This is a genomic window from Rhodococcus sp. BP-316 (assembly GCF_019836105.1).
Taxonomy (GTDB): domain Bacteria; phylum Actinomycetota; class Actinomycetes; order Mycobacteriales; family Mycobacteriaceae; genus Rhodococcoides.
Genome location: NZ_JABUEE010000007.1, coordinates 72,283 through 93,851 on the forward strand (window position 1 = coordinate 72,283; position 21,569 = coordinate 93,851).

General features: G+C 59.0%; 8 protein-coding genes. 6 read left to right on the top strand and 2 right to left on the bottom strand.

Annotation, left to right across the window (positions count from 1 at the left end; translation table 11 throughout):
• Positions 1–257 precede the first annotated feature (257 nt).
• From HQ312_RS14745 to HQ312_RS14770, 6 genes are all read left to right on the top strand, one after another.
• On the top strand, positions 258–3,644 hold the full coding sequence (locus tag HQ312_RS14745) for a hypothetical protein (RefSeq protein ID WP_222639054.1): 3,387 nt from the start codon (positions 258–260) through the stop codon (positions 3,642–3,644).
• Positions 3,641–8,272: a DEAD/DEAH box helicase gene (locus tag HQ312_RS14750; RefSeq protein WP_222639055.1), complete on the top strand. Its 4,632-nt coding sequence runs from the start codon at positions 3,641–3,643 to the stop codon at positions 8,270–8,272. Before HQ312_RS14745 ends, HQ312_RS14750 begins: the two co-directional genes overlap by 4 nt.
• Before the next feature lie 1,473 nt (positions 8,273–9,745).
• Positions 9,746–10,876, top strand: a complete 1,131-nt coding sequence (locus tag HQ312_RS14755) for a DNA cytosine methyltransferase (protein ID WP_261782355.1) — start codon at positions 9,746–9,748, stop codon at positions 10,874–10,876.
• A complete protein-coding gene (locus tag HQ312_RS14760; RefSeq protein WP_222639057.1) occupies positions 10,873–12,747 on the top strand; it encodes an ATP-binding protein in 1,875 nt (624 codons plus the stop codon). The genes HQ312_RS14755 and HQ312_RS14760 overlap by 4 nt, the downstream gene beginning before the upstream one ends.
• On the top strand, positions 12,747–14,303 hold the full coding sequence (locus HQ312_RS14765) for a hypothetical protein (protein ID WP_222639058.1): 1,557 nt from the start codon (positions 12,747–12,749) through the stop codon (positions 14,301–14,303). The genes HQ312_RS14760 and HQ312_RS14765 overlap by 1 nt, the downstream gene beginning before the upstream one ends.
• Positions 14,300–19,192: an ATP-binding protein gene (locus HQ312_RS14770; RefSeq protein ID WP_261782336.1), complete on the top strand. Its 4,893-nt coding sequence runs from the start codon at positions 14,300–14,302 to the stop codon at positions 19,190–19,192. The genes HQ312_RS14765 and HQ312_RS14770 overlap by 4 nt, the downstream gene beginning before the upstream one ends.
• Before the next feature lie 327 nt (positions 19,193–19,519).
• On the opposite strand, the gene HQ312_RS14775 is transcribed toward HQ312_RS14770, so the two are convergent.
• Entirely contained in the window at positions 19,520–19,972 is a 453-nt protein-coding gene (locus HQ312_RS14775) for an ABC transporter substrate-binding protein (RefSeq protein WP_261782337.1), read from the bottom strand.
• Between the two features lie 367 nt (positions 19,973–20,339).
• Positions 20,340–21,419 carry a phosphatidylserine/phosphatidylglycerophosphate/cardiolipin synthase family protein gene (locus tag HQ312_RS14780; protein WP_222639059.1) on the bottom strand — a complete coding sequence of 360 codons (1,080 nt, stop codon included), beginning with the start codon at positions 21,417–21,419 and terminating at the stop codon, positions 20,340–20,342.
• Between the last annotated feature and the right edge of the window lie 150 nt (positions 21,420–21,569).

Genomic DNA, 21,569 nt, shown 5'->3' on the forward strand with positions numbered 1-21,569 from the left:
TCACGGAAGAGCCGATACGAGTCGAGGAGCGCGGCCTGCAACTGGCAGGCGGTGGTGAGGGTCAGTGTGACAATGCCGTTGTGCAGGAACAGGTCCTAGCGGTCACCGTCGGTAAGCGTGGTTCCGCGTGGTACACCATCCCGCGGGGCGAAGTCAATGGCGCAGTGCGAATACCTTTATTTCGTCGTGACGTCACTTTTGCGGGACTCGTGTGAGATTGTGCAATTAGTCGATTCGATCGAGTCTGGTGACGGGACGTGATGGTGGTTCGGAAGGTCGATGCGCGGGAGTGGCTTCGCGAAAGGGAGGAGGTGTACCGCGAGCGGTTGGAACGGGCCTCTTTGGTAGTGGAAGCGGACTACTCCTTGCAGGACGTCGAGACCATCTGTCGTTCGTTCGGCCACGTCCACGATTGGCATGTACGTGCAGGACGCGCCAGTGACACTGGTTTCGGCCGTTTCCCGAACTGCCTGCTGGTTGCGATGGTCGGAACGGCAGCGACATCACCCGAGCCGAATGTCTTCTGGCCTGCGTTCTGGAACGCCACTGCTATCTCTCCCACGTCTGACATGCAGACGCGTGTCGGCGATCTGTTCTTGGAAGCTCTGACTCGGCGGCGGCTCCAGACTTTCAGTCAGGTCGTGAAGAAGCGCTTCGTCGGTCCAGCCGCAATGCATGCGGCAATACCGGCATCAGGTATGCCTCGTGTGGTTGATTTGGTGCTGGCTCGCCGACGTCGAGACGCTGGCCTGACCGGACCGCGGCTGCTGGCATGGATGCTGGGGCAGAGTTCTCGGATGGGATTGGTCGATACGACGTCGGCGAGATTTCTCGTTCACGGTGGCGAGCTGGCTGTCGACGTGCTTGACCGCATCATCGAGGTGATTGTCCATGTCCGGGAAGTGCCGGCGTCTGTCGAGGACGGCTCGCTGACGACCGAGACGACCGGGCTCCCGGCCGTGATGTTGGTATCACTTGTTCGAACAATGCGGGACCGTCTCGACGAGGTCGTGGTGCAGCCGCGCGCGGTGAGTCGTGCTGAGATGCAGGATGACTGCGCTATCGCGCTGGACATATCAGCCGGGGCGATTGTGGTCCGGCTGCCGTCCGTTGCAGCCGAGCGCGGGTCGGTCGTGTGGACAGTGTCAAGCGACGGTACCTCCGAGGATGTCCGGAGCCGTTCGGACTGGTTCGGCGCCGCGGCTCGCACGGCACAGACCAGCGCGCCGCTGCAGCGACCGGTCCGGTCGGTCGGGGTCCGTCTGGACGGCGCCAGCTACCTCGACCTGACTCTCGTCGACCCTTCCGATCCACTCTTGATCTTCGATCTGGATGGTCGACTGCAGCCTGCGGCGCTGCCTGTACCCCGCGGAGAGGTCTGGACTGTCCGACCGGACACCCATCAGCTGGGGTCTGCCGGTGGTGTTCCGATACGTGTGATCGGCGACCTCGGCGCGCCGACGGGGTGGCCCGGCTGGCGAATCGAGCAGGTCGACCTCACCGACCAGTCTGCGATCCACTTGATCCAAGGTGACCGAACTGGCCGGCTGCACCCAGTTCGAAGCGGCGGAATTCCTTTCATTTCGTCTGGTCAATCAAGCACGGCCGTGCGAACCGTACGCGGCACAGCCGTAACGGCGTCGAGGCCCGTGATTACGCTTCCGCCGGCAGTGGACGCTGAACAGTGGCGCATTGAAGTTACGCACACCCTGGCTGGTCGTCGATCGACCGTAGGGTATCCGCTGCGAGAGTGCGGCATTCTGGGCGATGGGTACGACGCCCTGAGCGGGTTCCCCAGCCCGCTCCTCGGCGACTACTTCATCTCCATTCGCGGTGCCTTCGGTAAGAAATCCCAAAAACTGGTTTCAATAGTGGAGGGCCTGAGCAGCTCTGTTCAACCCGAACTACGGCTTCCGGTCGCCGGTGGAGTGCAGCCGTCGCAGGTACACCTCAACGCCCATTCGGAGCTTCTGCTGTCGGCGGGCTCATTGTCATTCGGATCCACGGAGCTTCAGAAGGAGTTGTCCTGTGCCCGTGCAGGAGATACCGCGCAACTCGTAGTCTCACCACCCCATGTGCGCATTCGGTTCGACTCTGGACCAGAGGCGAGCAGCTGGACATCGTCGGCTGCGGTCATCCATCCCGAGGCGCTCGAGGGGAGGGCGCAGTTGCATGTCCAACTGCCTGGGACTGCCGGGAGCTATCGGCTGGAGTTCACGTCGGCCTCGGGTGGTGAGAAGCAGTCATTGGAGAGGATGGCGAAGCAAGGGGAAAGCAGCCAGATCTTCGACCTCAGCAAATTCGCCGACACAGCTCGACAGGCGCGGACGGGGCACTTCGCTCTTGTGGCACCCGACCACGCGTTTGTGGTGGCCGTGCTTAGGCCGCAGCGCTTTGCAACCGGCGCGATAGCCACACAGGAGGGCATTCAGCTGCAGGATTTTCGTCTGGTGGACAACGTCACGGCTGCGGTCTATTCGTCCACGGCGCCGTGGCTACCGCCGGCCGAGTTGCCGGTTTCCAGTACAGGCGTGATTGCTCTGCAACAGGAGTTGCGAAATGCTGGGCCGGTCACCATCGAGCTCGGGGTGGTCGACCCGTGGGTTCCAGTCGCCTGGCCGGCTTGGCCGGGGCAGCACGCAGTGGTGTGTGAGTTTCCTGGTCACCACCGTGGGTCACCAGACGGAACCGAGCCATTGTCAAGGCTGCTCGCAGGGCTGGACCTGGAACCGGGAGCCAGAATCGATCATCTGGCTTCGGCATGGGCGACTTATGCCCTTCTCGACGACCTCCGGCTTACGGGGGCGCTGGACGCCACGGTGCGGGGCTTACTCGACGACGCCCTGCACCGTGATCCGAGCCCGGCGCTCGTGGCACTCGCTCATACTGCGAAAGATCGAGCGGGACTTGTGGACAGCCTCATTGGGTCGCGCCTAGTGGAGCGGCGGTATGACACCGTGAGTGACGAGGATCTTGAGCAGCTGTGGCCGAGCTCGCCGGTAGCCGGAGCCATGGCGGCTGCGTATGAGTGGTCATCGGCCGCGGACGGACCCGTGGACGAATCGCTGCGTTTGGCGACGAATCTGCACGGCGGGGCCGATCTTGTCGAAATCTTGTGTTCGGGCCGGGATCCGAACCGGGAGGTAGGGACGTTCGCGGGTTGCGAGCTGCTCGACGCCATGCCACTACACCGGCTGAACGAGATGTGGCTTGCTGTGCAGGTGGTTCCGGAGGGACTTTTACATAGTGACAGTAGAACTGCTGCTGCCAAGCAATTATTCGACGGGCGCAAGGCAGGCGAACTCACGCCATTCTTGCCCTTGATCGAGCAGGACCTGCCCCGTTCACGGAAACTCCTGCGTGAGCAGGCGCCTCCCGCTGTGCTGGCCCAGCTGGACGCACGTCTGGACCGCACTCCACGCGCAACCTGGGGGCTTCTGCCGGCGGCATCCTTCGCCTGGGCTGCACTCGCCCGGCTCCGCGCGCAGAACTCCGCAGTTGTACCGAGGATGTCACCGCCCCGGCGGGATGCGTGGCGAGCGTTGGCTCGTCTGGCCCCCGATTACGTTGGAATGGATCTCGTGTTGGCCGACGCCCTGATCCAGTCAAACAGCCGACAGATCCAGACAAAGGACGCGCCGTGAACCACCAGCACCTCGACCCGCTCGCTACCAGCCAGCACGTCACCGAAACCTACCAGCGTTACGTCAAAACTTTGGTTGATGTCCGTGACCATGAGTTAGCCTCGGCCTTCGCGCACACGGTTGACCAAGGTGCTGCGCTCTCCGTAGGCCCATTCTTGGAGGCCACTCCGGCTTATCGGCCCGGCGCATCGCTCGCAGACCTTGTCGAGGAGGGCGTGCTGCACCGCGATTTTGCTTCGATGAGCAGTGAAGCGTTGCCGCTGGATCGGCAGCTCTACTTTCATCAGGAGCAAGCGATCCGCAAGGCCGTCGCTGGGCGGAACGTTGTGGTCACCACGGGGACCGGATCCGGCAAGACCGAGTCATTCCTCGTCCCTATCATCAATCACCTCGTGGCCGAACGGGCCCGCGGCGAACTCGGACCCGGCGTGCGTGCGTTGCTGCTTTATCCGATGAACGCGCTCGCCAACGACCAGGTCAAGCGGCTGCGCACCTTGCTAGCGGGTAGCGGCGATTTCACTTTCGGCCGGTACACCGGCGAGACGAAGGAATCGGTTCAGGACGCCGAGCGACTTTTCTCGACTATGCACCCCGAAGAGCGCAGATTGCCCAACGAGCTGTTGAGCCGGTCGGAGATGCGGGCGACGCCGCCCAATATCCTCTTGACGAATTACGCCATGCTGGAATACCTATTGCTTCGCCCGGCAGATATCGCGTTGTTCGAGGGAGACAACTGGTCATTCATTGCTTTGGACGAAGCGCACGTTTACGACGGAGCCAAGGGTGCTGAAATCGCTATGTTGCTTCGGCGTTTGAACGACCGAGTGGCCGGTGGGCGTCCGGTACAGTGCATCGCTACCAGTGCCTCCGTCCAAGGCACGCCGCCACAAGTTATGGAATTCGCTCGCAAACTATTCGACAGCCCGTTCGATTGGGTCGAGGGTGATCCAGACCGCCAGGATCTCGTCACGGCCAGCCGGGTCAGCACACCGGCGGCGGCGACGTGGGGTCCGCTGGCACCCCCACTGTGGCGAGAGCTCGCGCAGTCACCGGACCCTACCCGTGCGGTGGTGGAGCACGCGCGAAGACTTGGCCATTCTGACGGCGATGGCCACACCCTGCTCGAGCACGAGGCTACGGTCGTATCACTGAAAACCATGCTCGCGTCGGGGCCTCGGACGGTGGAGAACCTCGCCCCGGCGTTGTTCCCGGATGAGGAGAACCCCCGCTCCGCGTTGAATGACCTGGTCGCTACCGCGAGCGCTGTCCACGACAGCTATGACAACCCCGTTCTGTCAGCTCGGTATCACCAGTTCGTCCGCGCAACCGAGGGCGCATTCACGTGTCTGTCCCCCGATGGTCCTCACGTCCAGCTGGCGCGGCACACCCAGTGCCCTGATTGCGATGCTGCGTGCTTCGAGTTCGGTTCTTGCCAGCGCTGTGGCGCGGTCTACCTGGCCGGTGCGATCGACCGCGTCGGTTCCACCGCGTACTTCGTGCCGTCGACCAAGGCCGATCGCACTCAGATGTGGCTCATGTTGGGCGAGGAGGACGAGCTGGTCGACGATGACGAATCGATCTTGGAATCGGAGGCCACGCAGGCGACCGGAGGCGCGGCCGCGGCTCTCTGCACTCGCTGCGGGGCGCTACATCCGGCGGGCGCACTGACCTGCGGTGCCGCGGGATGCACCTCAATCACGCTGCGTCCGGTGCGGAGGTTCGAGCGCTCCCAGAAAGTTCTGAGCTCCTGCTCCCGGTGCGGTGCGCGGTCACGGGAAGTGATCCGCCGACTGCTTACCGGATCCGACGCTCCGCCATCGGTGCTCGCCACGGCGCTCTACCAGCAACTACCGCCCGGATCGGGCCACGCTGCCGAGCTCCTGGGGGAGGGACGCAAACTTCTGATGTTCAGCGACAGCCGGCAGGCGGCAGCATTCGCGGCACCCTATCTGCAAAACACCTACGGGCAGCTGCAGCGCCGTGCACTTCTCGTTGCCGGCCTCGAGCGGGCGTGCGAGATCGACTCGGACGTGAGTGTTCGAGACTTGACCGACTCCACCGTGGCGGTGGCCGAGGAGGCTAAATTCTTCATCGCCTCGGATACCAAGCAGACGAAGGCTCGCGAAGTTGGGCTGTGGATCGCCGTCGAGCTGACTGCTCTGGACCGCCGCCAGTCTTTGGAGGGACTGGGGTTGCTCGCAGTTGGGCACCACCGAGCCGAGCACTTGAAAGTCCCCGACCCGCTTTTGGCACTGGGTCTCTCAACACACGACTGTTGGTCGTTGCTCGAGGAGCTCGTCTCGATCATGCGGCAGCAGGGTGCACTGACAATGCCGACCGGAGTCAGCCACAAGGACGAGGCATTTCTGCCGAGGACAGGCCCCATTTATCTCCGTCAGACGGGTTCGGAGGCTCGACGAAAGGTCCTGTCCTGGAGTCCGACGCGGGGGACCAACCGGCGTATCGATTACTTGATTCGGGTTCTTGGGAAGGCCGGAGGTGGGGACCCCAAGGCCATACTTGATGGAATCTGGCGCTTCGCAACCGAGCAAGCGCGGTGGCTGAGCCTAGTCTCCGACCCTAAGCTCGGCACCCTTTACCAGGACGATATCAACCAGCTTCGCTTCTCGCTGGGCTCGACCGTTGCGGTGGCCCGGTGTTCCCGGTGTCGGACTGTATCGGCTCGGTCGGTGATGGGAGTCTGTCCCACGCTCCGCTGCGACGGGGAGATGATCGGGGAAGAGCTGCCTGATATCGAGGCAGACGATCAGCACTATCGTCGTCTCTATCGGACGCTCCGGCCCATCCCCATGGCAGCCCAAGAGCATACGGCGCAGTGGACTTCCACCAAGGCTGCCGAGATCCAGACCGATTTCGTCAACGGCAAGACGAACGTCCTGTCTTGCTCGACGACCTTCGAGCTCGGGGTGGACGTGGGCGACTTGCAGTCGGTGATGTTGCGCAACATGCCGCCGAGCACCGCCAACTATGTGCAGCGCGCAGGACGGGCCGGGCGCCGGGCGTCGTCGGCCGCGCTGGTCTTGACCTATGCGCAGCGCCGCTCCCACGACATGTCTCGGTATCAGGTCCCGGAGCGCATGATCGCAGGGCACATGAGGGTCCCGATCATTCCTCTGGAAAACGAGCGTATCGACCGTCGCCACGCCCATTCGATCGCCCTGGCGGCCTTCTTCCGCGCCAGCTTCGAGGCGGACGGTACGGAATGGTCGTCTGCGGGCGAATTCTTCCTTCGAAGGGACGGGGTTGCGTCTTGCGACCGCGTAATGGCGTTCCTGACCCCCGTCCCGTCGGGCGTGCTCGAGTCCCTCCGGGCGGTACTGCCGCCCACTATTGCGGTCGAAATCGAGGTTGATAGCGGCGCCTGGGTAAAGGTGCTTACCGATCTTCTCAAGGCTGTGAGCGACGAGCTGACCGACGAGGTGGACGAGTTCGACGATCGACGGGAGGAGGCGTCGACAGCGAAAAGGTATCGACTGGCCGAGCAATTGAACAAGACCATCGACACCATTCGGGGCAGAAGTCTTCTCAACTTCCTGGCCAGCAAGAACGTCCTTCCGAAGTACGGCTTTCCTGTCGACACGGTCGAACTCCGCACCGCCCACTCCGGGGAGCCCGCTGGACGGCAGCTGGAACTCAGCCGGGACCTGTCCCAGGCAATCTACGACTACGCTCCGGGCAACCAGGTCATCGCCGGAGGTAAGCGGTGGACATCGGTCGGCATCCACCGGCTGCCGGGCAAAGAACTTGTGGCCGTCAGTTATCGTGCGTGCGCTACGTGCGGAAACTACGTGGAGGGCGACGCGGCGGAGAAGGATGCCTGCCAGGCGTGTTCTGCTCCGTGGGCGATCAATCTGCGCCAGTACGTGGTCCCGGAGTTCGGCTTCAACTGCGATCCAACACCAAGCGATGCCGGTACTGCACCACCGGAGCGACGCTGGGGTGGGGCCACCTTCATTCAAAGCCTCGGTGCTGAGATCATCGACGAGAGTTGGACGGCACCCTCGGGGGCGGTCTGCGTTGCGCGGGCGGGTTCCAGGGGGCGTATCACCGTCATCTCCGATGCGTTCAACCTGCAGTTCTGCATCTGCGATTGGTGCGGATGGACCACGATCCTCGAACCAGGTAAACGGTGGGGTGCGCACCAACGACCCTTGAACGGAAAGGACTGCGGTGGTGGATACTCCCGGCGCAGCCTCGGGCACCGCTACGAGACGGACATCGTGGAAATTACATCAGAGGCGTGGGATGCGTCGTTCTTTGCCGAAGACTATTGGACCTCTCTGTTGTATGCGGTCTTGCAGGGGGCAGCGGAGCGCCTCGAGATCAGCGAGGACGACCTCGGTGGTGCGCTTTACCGCAAGGTAGACGGACGCCGAGCTGTTGTCCTGTTCGACACCGTTCCCGGAGGCGCGGGTGGGGCCCGGTTCATCGCCCAGTCTCTCGAACAGGTCCTCAGCGGTGCCCACGAACGGGTCGCGGAGTGCGAGTGCGGACCCGAGACAGCGTGCTACGCGTGTCTGCGGTCCTACCGCAACGCGAGGAGCCACGACCAGCTGAGCCGTGTGGGGGCCCTGCGAATGCTGGACGTCCTCGGTTTCTCGCGCTGATCTATCGGCAACAACTGGCACGCAATGCCCAGCCGCACGTCCTTGACGTGTCGGTTAGAGCTTTTTCTGGTAGCAGGTACGGAGCAAGAGGTCTGACTCTTCCGAGACCCGGCGTTGCCCTCGTCAGTTCATAAAATGCGTCGCTGGGGTGATTGAAAGGTTCGTCCGACGCGGTCTGATGGTGATGGGTAGTTTATCGTGCGAATCCGCGACATGGACGTCGTAGAAATGCCTTGATCGGAGTCGACCGGAATCGGCCCCACAAAATGCAGCAGATGGACGTATTTCGTGAAGGTGATCGAAAGCAGGCGCGGCCGTAACCAACATCTACGAATGCGAGCACAGGAATGCGGTTCGGCCCCCCGGCCGCGGAAAGAGCGGCCCCGGCTCACGCCCACGGAACCAACCTGTTCACCCTTATTTGTGAACGGCCTGGAGAAGAAGGATCGCCTTACGGTATGCGAACCAGGTGGGGGTAGCTTTTTGCAGGCAGCGCTTCGGGGAGCCGGTGCTCATCGTGGATGTCTTCTAACGCCTGATACGCCTCGACGTTTGACACGATACGGCTGTTGACACTGTTAATGAGGACGGCGTCTTGGCGGCATTGAGTGGAAGGAAATCGCTAGCGAGCTGTCACATCGTGCGTATGCAACCGGCCAACAAACGTCGGGGACGCTCACGACCGATTGACACTCAACGACACCGTCGCGTCGATCGGCTCTGGAAGTGAAGGGCTTACGTGAGCGCCCACATCGAGTCAGCAATCGGGCTACAACGCCCAGGACTGCGGACGACAACCTTCCATGCCGGGCCTTGTCGGACTATTTCCGACGTTGAATCGCCCACCGCGGGGGCCGGTCGACTAGAACTACCCTGAGGCCTGCTCTCAAGTATCAGCTATAGGCCCCGATCCCCCATTATGCTGGCCACACCACCGATGGCAGGCATGAAACTGAACGCGACACGGAACTTGGGTTGATTCGCTTTGGTGGTCGGGCTGTCTGGTAGGTGCACCGTTACCGGATGGCCTTCCTCATCGACCCACTCGAGCCGTCCACAGCCTCCCCCGATGAAGCCACAACGGTTACCCTCGCCACTTGCATCGAGGGGCTCCGAACATGTCGCGCGAACACCTCGTCGACGAGATGCCGCTGGTCAGGGCGGGTTGGTCGAGAAACCCGTTCAGGATCGGGACGTCTGACCGCACCTGTCGGAGGCTGTCGTTACACTGATCGGCGAGGCAACTGAGGAGGCGTCATCCGCAACGGTCAAGGTCCCCGTGATTCAGTTTCGTTGGGGCAACTGAGGCCCACGTTCGTTGTCGAGTAGGGTCGTCGCTCCAGTTGCCCTCATGTCCAGTTTAAGTGCGTATGATGGAGCCGACTCATTCGTCGAAAGATCAATCAGCATTTGTGTAATCCATCGATTGGAATGAATGTGGTTCGTAGCGCGAAGCGACTCGCTGTCGTCTCGATGTTCTCGGGGTGTGGCGGTATGGATTTGGGTGCGGAAATGACAGGTCGAGGTCGGGTCGTGTGGGCCGCCGACAATGACCACTGGGCCGTTGAAACCTACCGGAAAAACATCGGCCACCATATCCACGAAGCGGACATCACCAGCACGGAGGTTCCGTCCGTACCTTGCGACATCCTAGTGGCCGGTCCACCATGCCAGGATTATTCCACCCTCTGGAACCATGACGGACTGATAACGGCGCGCGGGAATCTATTTAGGCAGGTTGCACGTTTTCTCGACGAGCTTCGGCCGGCCGGCTTCATATTGGAGAATGTTCCTGGGTTGCTTTCGGCGAATCAAGGCGTGGCCTGGACCTTAGTGAGACATGCACTGAAGTCTCCTAGCGCCTTCGTGGAAAATAGCTCTAGCACTGTAGCTGGTCGTCGTGGTGTGCACTATGACATAAGCGCACAGATAGTCGATATGGCTGATTTAGGTGTTCCTCAACATCGTGAACGCTTAATTGTTGTTGGTGTTCGACGCGACTTGGGCGTGCGGCCACCAATCATTCCCGCGCCTTTCGCGGGGCGCCACGTAACAGTCCGAGAAGCTTTAGACTTGAATCCTTTAACGGACGACGCTCCGAACCACGAACGTGGTGGCGATAGTGTTGACGTAATTGAGCGCCTAAAACTCATTCCCGCTGGTCGAAACTTCGAGGCTGTGCCAGCTGGCCATCGTCTGGCTGTTAAAGGCCTGATCAGCCATGTATACAGGCGACTTGACCCAAACGCGCCTTCTTACACGATTATCGCGGGAGGCGGGGGCGGCACGCACGGCTACCATCACTCTGAACCAAGACGGTTGTCTAATCGCGAGAAGGCTCGATTGCAAGGGTTTCCGGACGATTTCGTATTCGAATATGGATCCGCGCCATCGGACAAAAGGTCTGCCTATTCGCGTGTACGACGTCAGATAGGAAACGCAGTCCCCCCGCTCGGCGCAAAAGTTATTTTCGAAGCACTAGCGCAGTCTTTGGACGAAGCGGGTATACAACCGAGAAATACTCGCGAGCTCATGCAGGGCCGGCAGGGTCTGACACGTCGGGAACGTTCGACGTTACAAACACAGAAAGTTGTTAACGGATGAACGGCAAGCATACTGCACAGCCCGAAACCGAACTGCCTGTGGTTGTCGCTCTCAGATCTCTCTCTGTGTTCAGCGCTAGTCAAGCTGGAGCCTACCGCGAGCATTTCGCCGCCACCGGTTCCGTCATGGGACCCGACGTGGAGACAAAATTGGGCAGGTATCTGCGTAAGTGGGCGACCGAAGGTCTTTCCGGGACAGTCATCCTGACTGGGAATGCTGGTACAGGCAAGACCGCTGCTGCCGAAGTGTATTGTTCGTCCGTTGGCGCACCACTGCCACGCGACGATGGCAACCATGAAATCTCTCCAGCAAAATGGGTCACGAAAGACTTGTCTGGAATTGCGCTGGAGAGTGAGCGGGTCGAGGTGCTGTCAACGGCGATAACAGCCGAAAACCGCCAGACACTGATCTGTGCGAATGAGGGAATTCTTCGCGACACTTTTGAAAGGCTGACCATTGAGGGTGCAGTTGAGACGTTGGAAACCGCGCTCCGCGAGGGTGCCGCGGAGTCCCCTCAACTCACAATAATCAACGTGAATCGACAGCGACCTACGTCCACTGACCTCTGGAACCAGATTCTCGACTACGTGACTCAAGAACGACTTTGGCGCGGTTGTTCGGGGTGTCCTTACGATGACGGTGGATGTTCAATGCGCGCGAACGTCGACAAATTGCGTCTGGACGAAGTTCGGAATCAGATGCGCACCCTTTTTCGCCTAGGGACGGGCGAAGCGGTACCGACCTTACGAGAAGTTCTAGCGATTCTAGCTTGGTCAATTGTGGGCGATCGCACATGTCTCGAAGTACGCAGAAACCATCGTGACCGTGGTGCCAGCGGAGCTACCGCCACTGACGGGTACTTCACTAGGGTTGTAGGGGGTGGTCTAGATGCGAGTGTCATCGAGCGTTCCCCGTTGCTCACCGGTATCCGCAGATCGGGCCTCGGACACGTTAGTGACTTGGAGGTCGATGGCTGGCTACGCGACACAAGCGGATCTAGCCTGCGAGTGAGATCAATTGCGGGTGACCCCGCAGTGACGGACGCGTCGGGGGCCGATGGCCTCGTCTCCGGTCTAACCGGCTCGAAATCACCCCTTGACAGAGTTCGAACCGCGCAAGGTGATATGACTTTCCATGCTCTTGGCGAGATGGTCAGCACAAGCGAGGATACAGTCAAGGTCGAAGATGGCCTAGATGCGCTAGTACGAGGCAACATCACGAACGCACCAGCAGAGACTCTGTGGCGTCAACGCGTATATTTTGAAGCCTCCCAGGAGCTTGGTGGACAAGAGGCGACAGCGCGTCGGCTCCTCGATTATAAGTACACCGCGGAGTTGGCTGTGCTCGCGCATTCGGTTTCCGTGGGAGTAGATCACGCGCTTGAACTGAACAAGATAGTGAGTGGTTTAAACTTTTTGGTCACTGGATTTTCAAGCCCCAACGAGGGTTTGATTATCCCGGACCCGGCTTGCCTGTTCGGACGTGATCCGGGGTCATTCCGGCTAGCTAGTCCGTCGTTAGTACACGGTCAAATTCGTATCGACGCGCTGAGACTGCGCGTGCCTGACAGGGGACTGGTCGAGGAAGTCTTAGATGTTGACCATGTGGATATTGAGCTAATGGCGAGTGGCGGTACTGACCTCAGTCTCCGTATCGGTCCCAAAATGTACGAAGCCATTAGAGAAGCAGCTGAGTTTCAGGGACCTGTTGGTCAGGGGGTTGCTGAGATGAACGACCTCCGGGGATTCTACGGACGACTGGCCGGAAGTATGCCAGAATTAGCCGCTATTCGTATTGCTGATCCGAAGTCAAATCCGCCCTCGTTGGTAACCGTGACGCTACCCCACTTTGTCGAGATCCGAGGATCGTGATGGCCGCCGATAAAAAGATGTACAGACTGAGCCCGGGGCCGATAGCTGACGCGCTTTTCTGCTTGGCGCCGGATCGAGACGAGCGGGCATCGCAGATTTGTTCAGAGATGCTATTGACCCTGGTCCAAAACGACTACAATTTCTCAACTGGTGCCGATGACCTGTCCTCGCCTAAACGTCAACTTTTCGCTATACGAAGTCTAGCGTTAGGTGAAAATTTTCTCGGTGGAAGGACTGATAGTCACGCCGGAGATGCCGAAACAACAGCCGCACAGTTTGGTTTCATGTTATCAACAGGCTCGGAGGTGCGTGGATCTGCTAATCTGAAGCTGGTACAAATGGCAATGCAGGGACTTATAGATCCAGAGACGCAGCGCGGACAACCTGGTTCGTGGTTGCTACGACCGTTTCATGAGTCCCTGCTGTGGTACGACGCACGAAAATCAAAACCAGGAACGAAAGAATATAGCGTTCGTAAAGTCTATATGCGAGGAAGCGGCATCACGGTCGCACGGATGCTCGCGGAGCCGAATGTAGCGGGTGCAACGAGCTACGGTTTGAGCGCAGTTGATGCTATCCGATCGGCATTGACGGCTCCAAGCCCCTTAGCCGACGTAAGTGCAGCTCTCGAAGCAGCTCTTCCGCCCAACCATGCATGGTCCGATAAACCGTTACCTCTAGAAAATGATGAGCGTGATGCCTGGGATCGAGGCGGCGACCCAAGACTCGACGAATTGGCCAGCCGATTGTGCAAGCACGCCGAGGGCATCATGCAACAGAGCAACGCAAGTTCGCCATCGAAGCTGTGGCAGTTGCGTTGCATCATAGCGCTCGATATCGCGATACATACTCTGCGGACTGCATGGAATTATACGAAGGCGCCTAATTCGGAGCGGTTTCTGCTTTTAGCGTTCGGATCAGCTCCGCGCGCACAAGATTCAGTTCGCCAGAAGTCGGAAGACTCATACCGGCGGTCCAGAATACGCTTAAGCGAGGCAACGACTCAGATGTTGGCCGAGAGGATGCGGGAATTGAAGGCCGCTGGTGTGAAAAACTTTGGAGCGGAATTCCGGGATCCGCGCTTGGCGAAAGATGAGGAAGGTAGCGTAGCCTCGTTATTGCGAGATCTGCCGATCGAGTCCAGCATGTCTAGCTATAACAAGATTGCTCGACTAGCGGTCGAATCGTCGAATTACAGTCGTGCTTCGGAGGACGGGTTTCGGGTCCTTATAGAATCGTGCGGAATGCTAGTGGGAACGGGTGCCTATCGTTACTTAACTGCGAGTCCTGACATGATGGCGGCAATGGTGGGTGCGCTTTCTCTCGTTATGCCGGTTTCGAGTAAAAGCTTCATGAATTTGGTTCGAGCTGAATGGGGCATTGTTATCGACCAGGAAGCGGCGGCGCAAACTGACTTGCTATGGCAACTCGATGGGGCTGATATGGCACGAAACGCGAGAAGCGCAGATAGATTGATGAATGACGCGGGACTAGCGGTAGGGCTATCGGACCGGACGACGGTCGTCGGTGAACGAGCAGCGAGGAAGAGGCTATGAGCAAGCGTCTCGGCTCTGCACTGACCGAATATTTAACTAGAACTTTGGATCCGCGTGTTAAGAATTTTGTGCTGCTGGAGGGACTGCCCATTGACGTAGCCGATGGGATGTCGTCAACGTGGGACAATACTTTGCCGCGATTGGCCATCGTATCCAATCACCCCGCATTATTTGGAGCCTATGCCTTAGTTTCTGCATCAGGAACTCAGCTTCGGAATCGTCACACAGAAAAGGGTGTCGTTCTTGTACTTTGTGACGGTGCGCAGGTGCCCGACCGACAATCATTGACCCTGTTCGAATCTGTGACCCCGAGCATGTTATTGCGATCAGCCGAGGGCATCGCCATCATTGCTCAGCAAAGCCCGCCAATCAGTCTCGACGGCTCGGCACGTTCCGTACGCGAGGCTATCATTACTGCGGATCTGTCCGTCCGACCGAGTGGCCTAGCCGTGTCACAGTACTTCGATGCGCTCGCGACGGGTACCGAACCCGTGGCGGCGCTTCCAGCTCTTGGAGCATTCAAGGACAAGATCGACACGGGTTCGCGTGTGGATTCGGAACGAATTCTCGATAACCTTACTTTAGCCGCTCGGCGCATGAGCGACGATGTCTTGCGACCTAATGCATTTGCGGAAATTCGGCGTCGTGCTGAGTCGACGATCGCAAGGCGACCAGGGTGTGACGCAGAGGAAGCAAAACGAGTCGCTGATTTGGTGATGAATCAGCTGCAAAGCGGAAGTGCCGACATCCTTGAGACACTCTACTTCGACGAAGCTCAAGAGATCCTTGAGAAACGAGCTCGCGGGTTAAGCGAAGTCGTGAAGGAAGAGATCCGATCCTTCAAATCTAACGTTGATTCTATGACTCAGATCGGTTCGCTCCCGTGGAAAGACTATGAGAAACTAGCTGGTGAAATAGGGCGAGGATCGGGGCAACGTGTAGCGGCGTCCAATCTATGTAGCTTGGACGATTCTCTGTCCAAAAAGCTGTTCACAAAGCCGACGCGTACGAAGCTGGAGCGACTACTTCGCGACAAATCTGTGAATGGCAGCAATCCGTCGTGTCCCGAGGCCGCCATCGTTCGTGCTGCACAGCAACTAGGTGGTCTGATCGATAGGGTGCAGGTTCTTGCGCCGAGCTTGCCAACAGTTTCGTCCAGCAATACACAGACTGGAGCCGGGAGTACGTTAACGTTGGCGTGTGCGCGATTCAGGCTGGGTGGACTCATGCAACGGTGGGCCAACGCTGGCGGAACCATCGACGGCCTCCTACTGCGCGCTGCCACTGATGATGACCTACTCGGAGTAGATGCGGCCTTCGAGGATGCTGGACTTGCGAATGGTGCATTATCGCTCGCCGTTTTGCAACTTCGCCTTCACGCAGTTGATGGGAGCTCGGTTCAAGTCGATTGGCGTCCGGATCTCGACGATGTTGCAATGCTTCGTGCCGCGATGTTGTTCGCTGAAGTACCAGCCTTGACCCTCTCGATGACGGAGTCACCTAGCTTAAGCGCGTTCTGTGGGCGAGGTGATATCAAGTCGGAGCCTGTTGAATCTGGCGATCTACTCGTCTTGGCCCGACAACTGCAGGAGCTGGCGTCAGCATCTTTGCGCAAAGGCTTGAATCCACCTGACTTGCAGGCATGGAGTGAATCTTGGTCGCGACTCTGTGCCTCGCGTGAGTTGGCAGGGAACGCTTCCGACGCTGGGAAGCTCGCGCTGGCTGGGGCAGTCCGATCGACTTCCAGAAGCACAGCCTTGTCGGCCTTTGCACCGATGAAGGCCGAATGGCTTAGTCAGTATATGCAGGTGCTTTGGGATTTGATTACGCAAGCTGAAGAGCCGTTAGCTAACAAAGTAGAAGCAAGCGACGCGGTTGCGACCGCAAATGCGATTGCTCGTACAACAGCCGCTCACCATCCTGCGCATGTCAGGCTAACTTCATACGATCGTGTGCTTTTACCCACTAGCGAGGGTCGCGTGTGGAGCGTGTTTGGTGGCCTTCCTAGCTCTGGGGAAGACGAGTACGCTGGCTTGGCATTGAACAATGTCGTGCGCCAATTGCTCGTTTTGCAGCCTGAGGTAGCTGGGCACCTTCGATGTCTGGCCTGGGGCCCAGGTGCAGCTGATTTGCTCGTGAAGGAGTCTATTCGTCTGATTGGCTCAACGGTAGGTCGAGTTACTGTCGAGCGTATCGAAGTCTTTTGCATCGGAGCTTCAGACTCTGAGAAACCATCAGCGCAGACCTTGGCTCTCGCGGATGATCTGTGGAAAAACGATCGGAGTATGCTTCAGCTTCGGTACGTCGAGGACCTGGACAAGGCGCAGGTGCTTCTTAGGCCGAACGGCGATCATCAGGCGGTTCATCTCGCGCTCGTTACCGGGTTGACGCAAGGTGGGGACACCTTAATTATAGAGTCCCCGGAGGTCGCAGCTCCCGTCGAAGACGTTGAAGTCTTGTTCGCGCCACGAGTATGGCAGCGCGCTCAGAAAGACCGTAGGACCTTGCTTATGCCACCGGCGACGAGTGTGACCGGCACCTGGTGGCTGCGTTTGCAAAATGCTGTTGAGGAGGAATGGCCCGAGGCGAATATCATTCAAGTTCCGGAGGTCCGAACCGGTGCTAGCGACGTTTCGTCAATGCTACGTCAAGTTCATAAGCTAGCTTTGTGGGTCGCCACGTTAGATAGGTATGCGACGAGGGACAGCCTTGAGCAAGCTCTAGGAAAAGACGCCGTCGCGATCCTGCACCAGGAACGGAGACTGAGTGGGGATAGCCCGCTCTCGCTGGTGCTCAGTCAGCAGTCAGGAGGGCCTGCTGATCGCGCCATCGGAAGGAGTTTGAGGGCGGCTGGAATAATCAAAGAGCGGGACGTAGCTTTTGGTGTTGGGCGTCAATTGCGGGAGGTCGCTAGTCAGGGCTACGGCATCCTGGCGTTGCAGGCTGCTACGAGTGGTGCTGGAATCAACGAGCTGGTAGGTCATTCTGTGGCCTTCAGTATGCTTGCGACCGCTGCCACTCCTTGGCCTCTGCCGCCTGGTTGCAGAGTTCTTTTAGTCAGTCTCGACGAGTATAAGCAGTGGTTTCCTGGCAAGAGGGCTGACTTATTGGCAATAGCGCTGGATACCGCCGACAATGGTGTGCATATTGCGACGATTGAGGTTAAAGCAAGGCGCAGTGATGAGTCCGACGCGGCGGCTGGCGCACTAGACCAACTCCATCAGACGTTGGCGGCCACCAGGTGGGCTGCGTACCCTGAGTCGGGTTCGGTTCACAGCCGATTGTGGCTCAATAGGATCGCGGAGGCGGCTTATGCGGTGGCGCGGGAGTCGCGTTTCAAGCTGACGGCCGCAGAAATCGATGCGCTCGAAGAATTTCGGCTCGGACGTGGGAGCCTTGAGTGGGCTGGTTTGGGTCTAATCTTTGGTCCTAAAGTTGAGACTAAGGCTATAACCTACCGGTACGACGTCGCAAACGACATCGTACCGATCGTCATCCATTCCGTACCCTTAACCCAGGAACTTCTGGAAGTCGCGACGTCGACAAGTCTGACTGACCTGCGAACAATCGCCGCGGATAAGCCGCCACTGCAGAGCTCTCGCAAACGTCGTCGTCCGGAGTCTTCGCCTAAACCAGAAGCAGACGGCGTCGCTTCGGAGGTGCCGGCAGACACGACTGCGGATTGTGTCGAAACTTCTGGTGATTCGATGACCGAAGTGGACGATGTCGACGTGTCTGTAGTTGATGGTGATCACGGCCCAATAACCGCGGATGACGCGGGCTCATGCGAAGAGACCGTGCGAGCGGAATTAGGGTTTATCGCTCCCTTGCTTGGTTGGGACGCCGTCACCGGCGAAGAGGTCAGATGGCATCCCGCCGGTCCGGGTCAATCGGAGTTGCAAAACGGGCACACGGAGGTGTGGGGATCTTCCGGCATGGGCAAGACGCAATTTGTTATGAGTTTGTTAGGGCAATTGTCAATCAAGGGCAGCAGCCGGTTCGGTATAGCCGATTTTAAGAATGATTATAGTGCCGACACTGGGTTTCCGGCCTATGCAAACTCAGAATTCATTGACTTATGGAATGACGGTGCGAAGTACAATCCGTTAGCTTTAGATGATGTGAGTCCTCGACTTGTTAGAAGTGCAATAATCGAAATCCGCGACACGGTTGATGAGGCTGTTAAATCTGTGAACGCCCGACTGGGTGTGAGGCAGAAAGCTAAGTTGGAAAAGGCTCTAACCGCATCGTACGCGGCTGCACGGTTGGAGGGCCGTTGGCCTACACTCCAGACCCTGGATGATCACCTCGACGAAGATTTGCGTGGAGTTATCGGTGACCTGACGAGTAATGACTTGTTTCGTTCGGGGGAACCGCTTGGTGACGTAGTCGGCAGTAATGTGGTCTTTGGCTTGTCCAGGATTCCTGGTAATGGACAAACAACAATTCTTGCGGCGGGATTCATCTTGTCGGCTCTTTTGCTGAAAGTGCAAAGTTTGCCGCCGGTGCCAAATACGATTCGTTATGTATGTGTCGTGGACGAGGCCCACCGTGTGGCCCCATTCAGGGCAATACACACCATGATCAGGGAAGGTCGATCAAAAGGATTGGCTGTGATTCTTGCCACACAAGGTCCAATGGACTTGCCCGATGTAGTGTCGCAGAATGCTCAGACCAAAATATGTTTCGGTTTGCCTGATGCTACAGTGGCGACCATGGCTGCGCGAAAGCTGCAACCTGATAATCGCCGGCTTCCGGAGCAAATTAGAACGCTGGGCAGAGCGGAGGCTTTTATAAGCTTCGCAGGCTCTGAACCACGTTTAATTCGGGTTGCGCAAGCGTACAGAGATAGCGTCAGACTCGGACTTCCTCCCCTAACGAGTACTTAGCGAGTGTAGGGAAGGAATGTCGTACTAACTGGTTTTATCTGAGGGATTCCAAAACGTTCTGGGTGCGGGCTTGTCGCAGTGTCAACAACGGAGGCGGCCCGGAGTTGTAATAGGTCGGGGGGTGTGGTTGAACTCGCCGGTCACTGTCGCCTTCCATCGTTATAAGCTGTGCTCAACTCAGGCGCGCCTTGCGTTGTCGCCGTCGTAATGCATGATTGCGACCAATGCATGAGTGAGTGATGTGTGATGCTTGGGGCCCGCTTGGAGGAGAACCCGGACCTGGGTTGTCGACCGAGACGGCGGTGCCAGCGGGGTCGTGGCTCTGCTTCACCTGGTCCTCGAGGACTCCGGCGCGGTCGAGGAAGATCGGGAACGTCGTGGTGGGGGCGTCACCGGCGGAGACGGCGATGGTCTCGCCGGCGAGGTGTGCGGTGGTCCGGAGGGACCGTCGGCATAGATCTGGACGGCGGACGGTGTCGTCTGCAGGAAGACGCCCAGGCTCTTCACCCTCACGCCTTTGTCGGTGTTCGACATGACGGCGGCGGAGTCAGCCCAGCCGAACTCGGTCTTATTCGAACCGGCGGCCTGCGCGGTCTTGGTCGAGCCCTGGCCGGCGGTGATGGTCAGGTTGATGCCGTGCTCGGCGAAAATCCCGTCCTGCATGCTGTAGTAGAGCGGTGCGTGCTCGCCGTAGGGATACCAGCTGCGCATTAGCGACGTCGCGGTGGTCTCGCCGTCGGTGTCGGGGGCCTTCTCCGCACCGCCACGCCACCGCCACATCCGCCGAGAGCGAGCGACGCGACTACCGCAGCCACGAGAGCAGTGTTGAGCTTCACGAATGTCTTTCCTTCCATGAGGTGATGGTCACACCCAACTCGACAGTTCGCACTATCGTCTCTGCCAGTGCAGAAGCGGCTTGTTAGCGTTCTCGTCTGCAGAGTTCAACGGGGGGTGACCAGTCCGGGGTGAGAACCCCCGTTACCGGCCTCCGGGAAACCGCCACACTGCATCGATACCACCCCCGGTTCGCGCTACAGCCACTCATCTGCGCTCCATATCCGGAAGTGCCCCATCCATTCAAAGACGTCCCTCGGAAGGATGGGCAGGCTACAGCTAGGTGCGAGTCACTCGACCAGACCGGTTGCCGTCAGGTCGACCTGTGCGTGGTCAGGTGCGTGAGATCTGGCCAGAGGCTGAGTATGGCTCGCAATACCTGCGGACGCGTGTACCCGGCCTGGTGGTCCAGCGTTACGCCGAGATCATCCATGACGTCGCGTAGGTCTTTTAGAAGAGGCTCATGGATCGATTTGCGGCCGAGCACAAAGTAGTACACACGTTGGGGAGACACGTCTCTATCGATGATTCTATGGATTACCCGCGCGGGCGGGTGAACTTCACTGTCCGTACGACGTCGACCCTTGCGAGTCACCATCACCGGTGCAACGTGCATGCCTTCCGCAAGGTGCGCACTTTGGCCGTCGAAAAGTTCGTTGTGGAAGGTGTAGAGGAAACGTTCGCCGGGTTGCTCCGAATTGTCGGTGGCGGCTCCGTGCTCGGCTGCGAGTTCCTCGGCGACGTGGTCGGCTTCAGCCGACACGTCGTCCCCCTCGAACATCAAAGCCGGAAAAAGCTGAAAGACCCTCTCCGCCTGGACTTCGGTGCTCTCGTTCAGCTCGGGGTCCTCGTCCTCGTTAGCGTCGTCTACACCTGAGTCATTACGCTCGGTGCCGTAAATCTTGGCCAGTTCCTCGAGATCTGTTCTGGACAGCCTCGTTGCGTCGGATTTGACCGAGACGAGATAGCCGCGAACCTCCTCGACAGAGTCCGCACTGTCGGTCATCAGAGCGGCTTCCGACCACAAGGTAGCTGATGCGCCTGATGCGTTCCCCGATCCGACAACCGCGAAAGGTTCCTGTTTCTCCGGCTCGAAAAGCACGACTTTTGCGTGAAGCTTCGGGTGTGAGTAGACCATCACCCCGTCCTTGAACCACGCGAGTAGGGTGTTCGGATCAGTGGATCCGGCGGCCACAGCGCGTCGCGAAGCATTGACCACTATGCTCGACCCTCGGCCCAGCGGCAGGGTCTTGTTGCCCTGCGTTCCGACGTATGCGATGGCCGCCGAGACGTGATTGCGATGAGATTCGACCAACTGGCTGAGTTCGTTCCAGATCGAACCGGAGAGTAGCCGCGTCGTCCGCTCAATACCGAGACCGTTTCCTACTCGCACGACACCAACGTACGTGCTCGATCGGTCTGCTGCGGCGCATCCGGCAACTCAAGGATGATGTAGGGGACCTTGTCGGATGACGACGTATCGTCGTCCCGACGTGACAGCGAGGAGTTGATCAGTGACGGCTACGGGTAAGCGCACAGGTGA

Coding starts and splice junctions, on each gene's coding strand:
- HQ312_RS14765 (WP_222639058.1), top strand. CDS start 12,747: ATGGCCGCCGATAAAAAGATGTACAGACTGAGCCCGGGGCCGATAGCT.
- HQ312_RS14770 (WP_261782336.1), top strand. CDS start 14,300: ATGAGCAAGCGTCTCGGCTCTGCACTGACCGAATATTTAACTAGAACT.
- HQ312_RS14775 (WP_261782337.1), bottom strand. CDS start 19,972: ATGTGGCGGTGGCGTGGCGGTGCGGAGAAGGCCCCCGACACCGACGGC.
- HQ312_RS14760 (WP_222639057.1), top strand. CDS start 10,873: ATGAACGGCAAGCATACTGCACAGCCCGAAACCGAACTGCCTGTGGTT.
- HQ312_RS14755 (WP_261782355.1), top strand. CDS start 9,746: ATGTTCTCGGGGTGTGGCGGTATGGATTTGGGTGCGGAAATGACAGGT.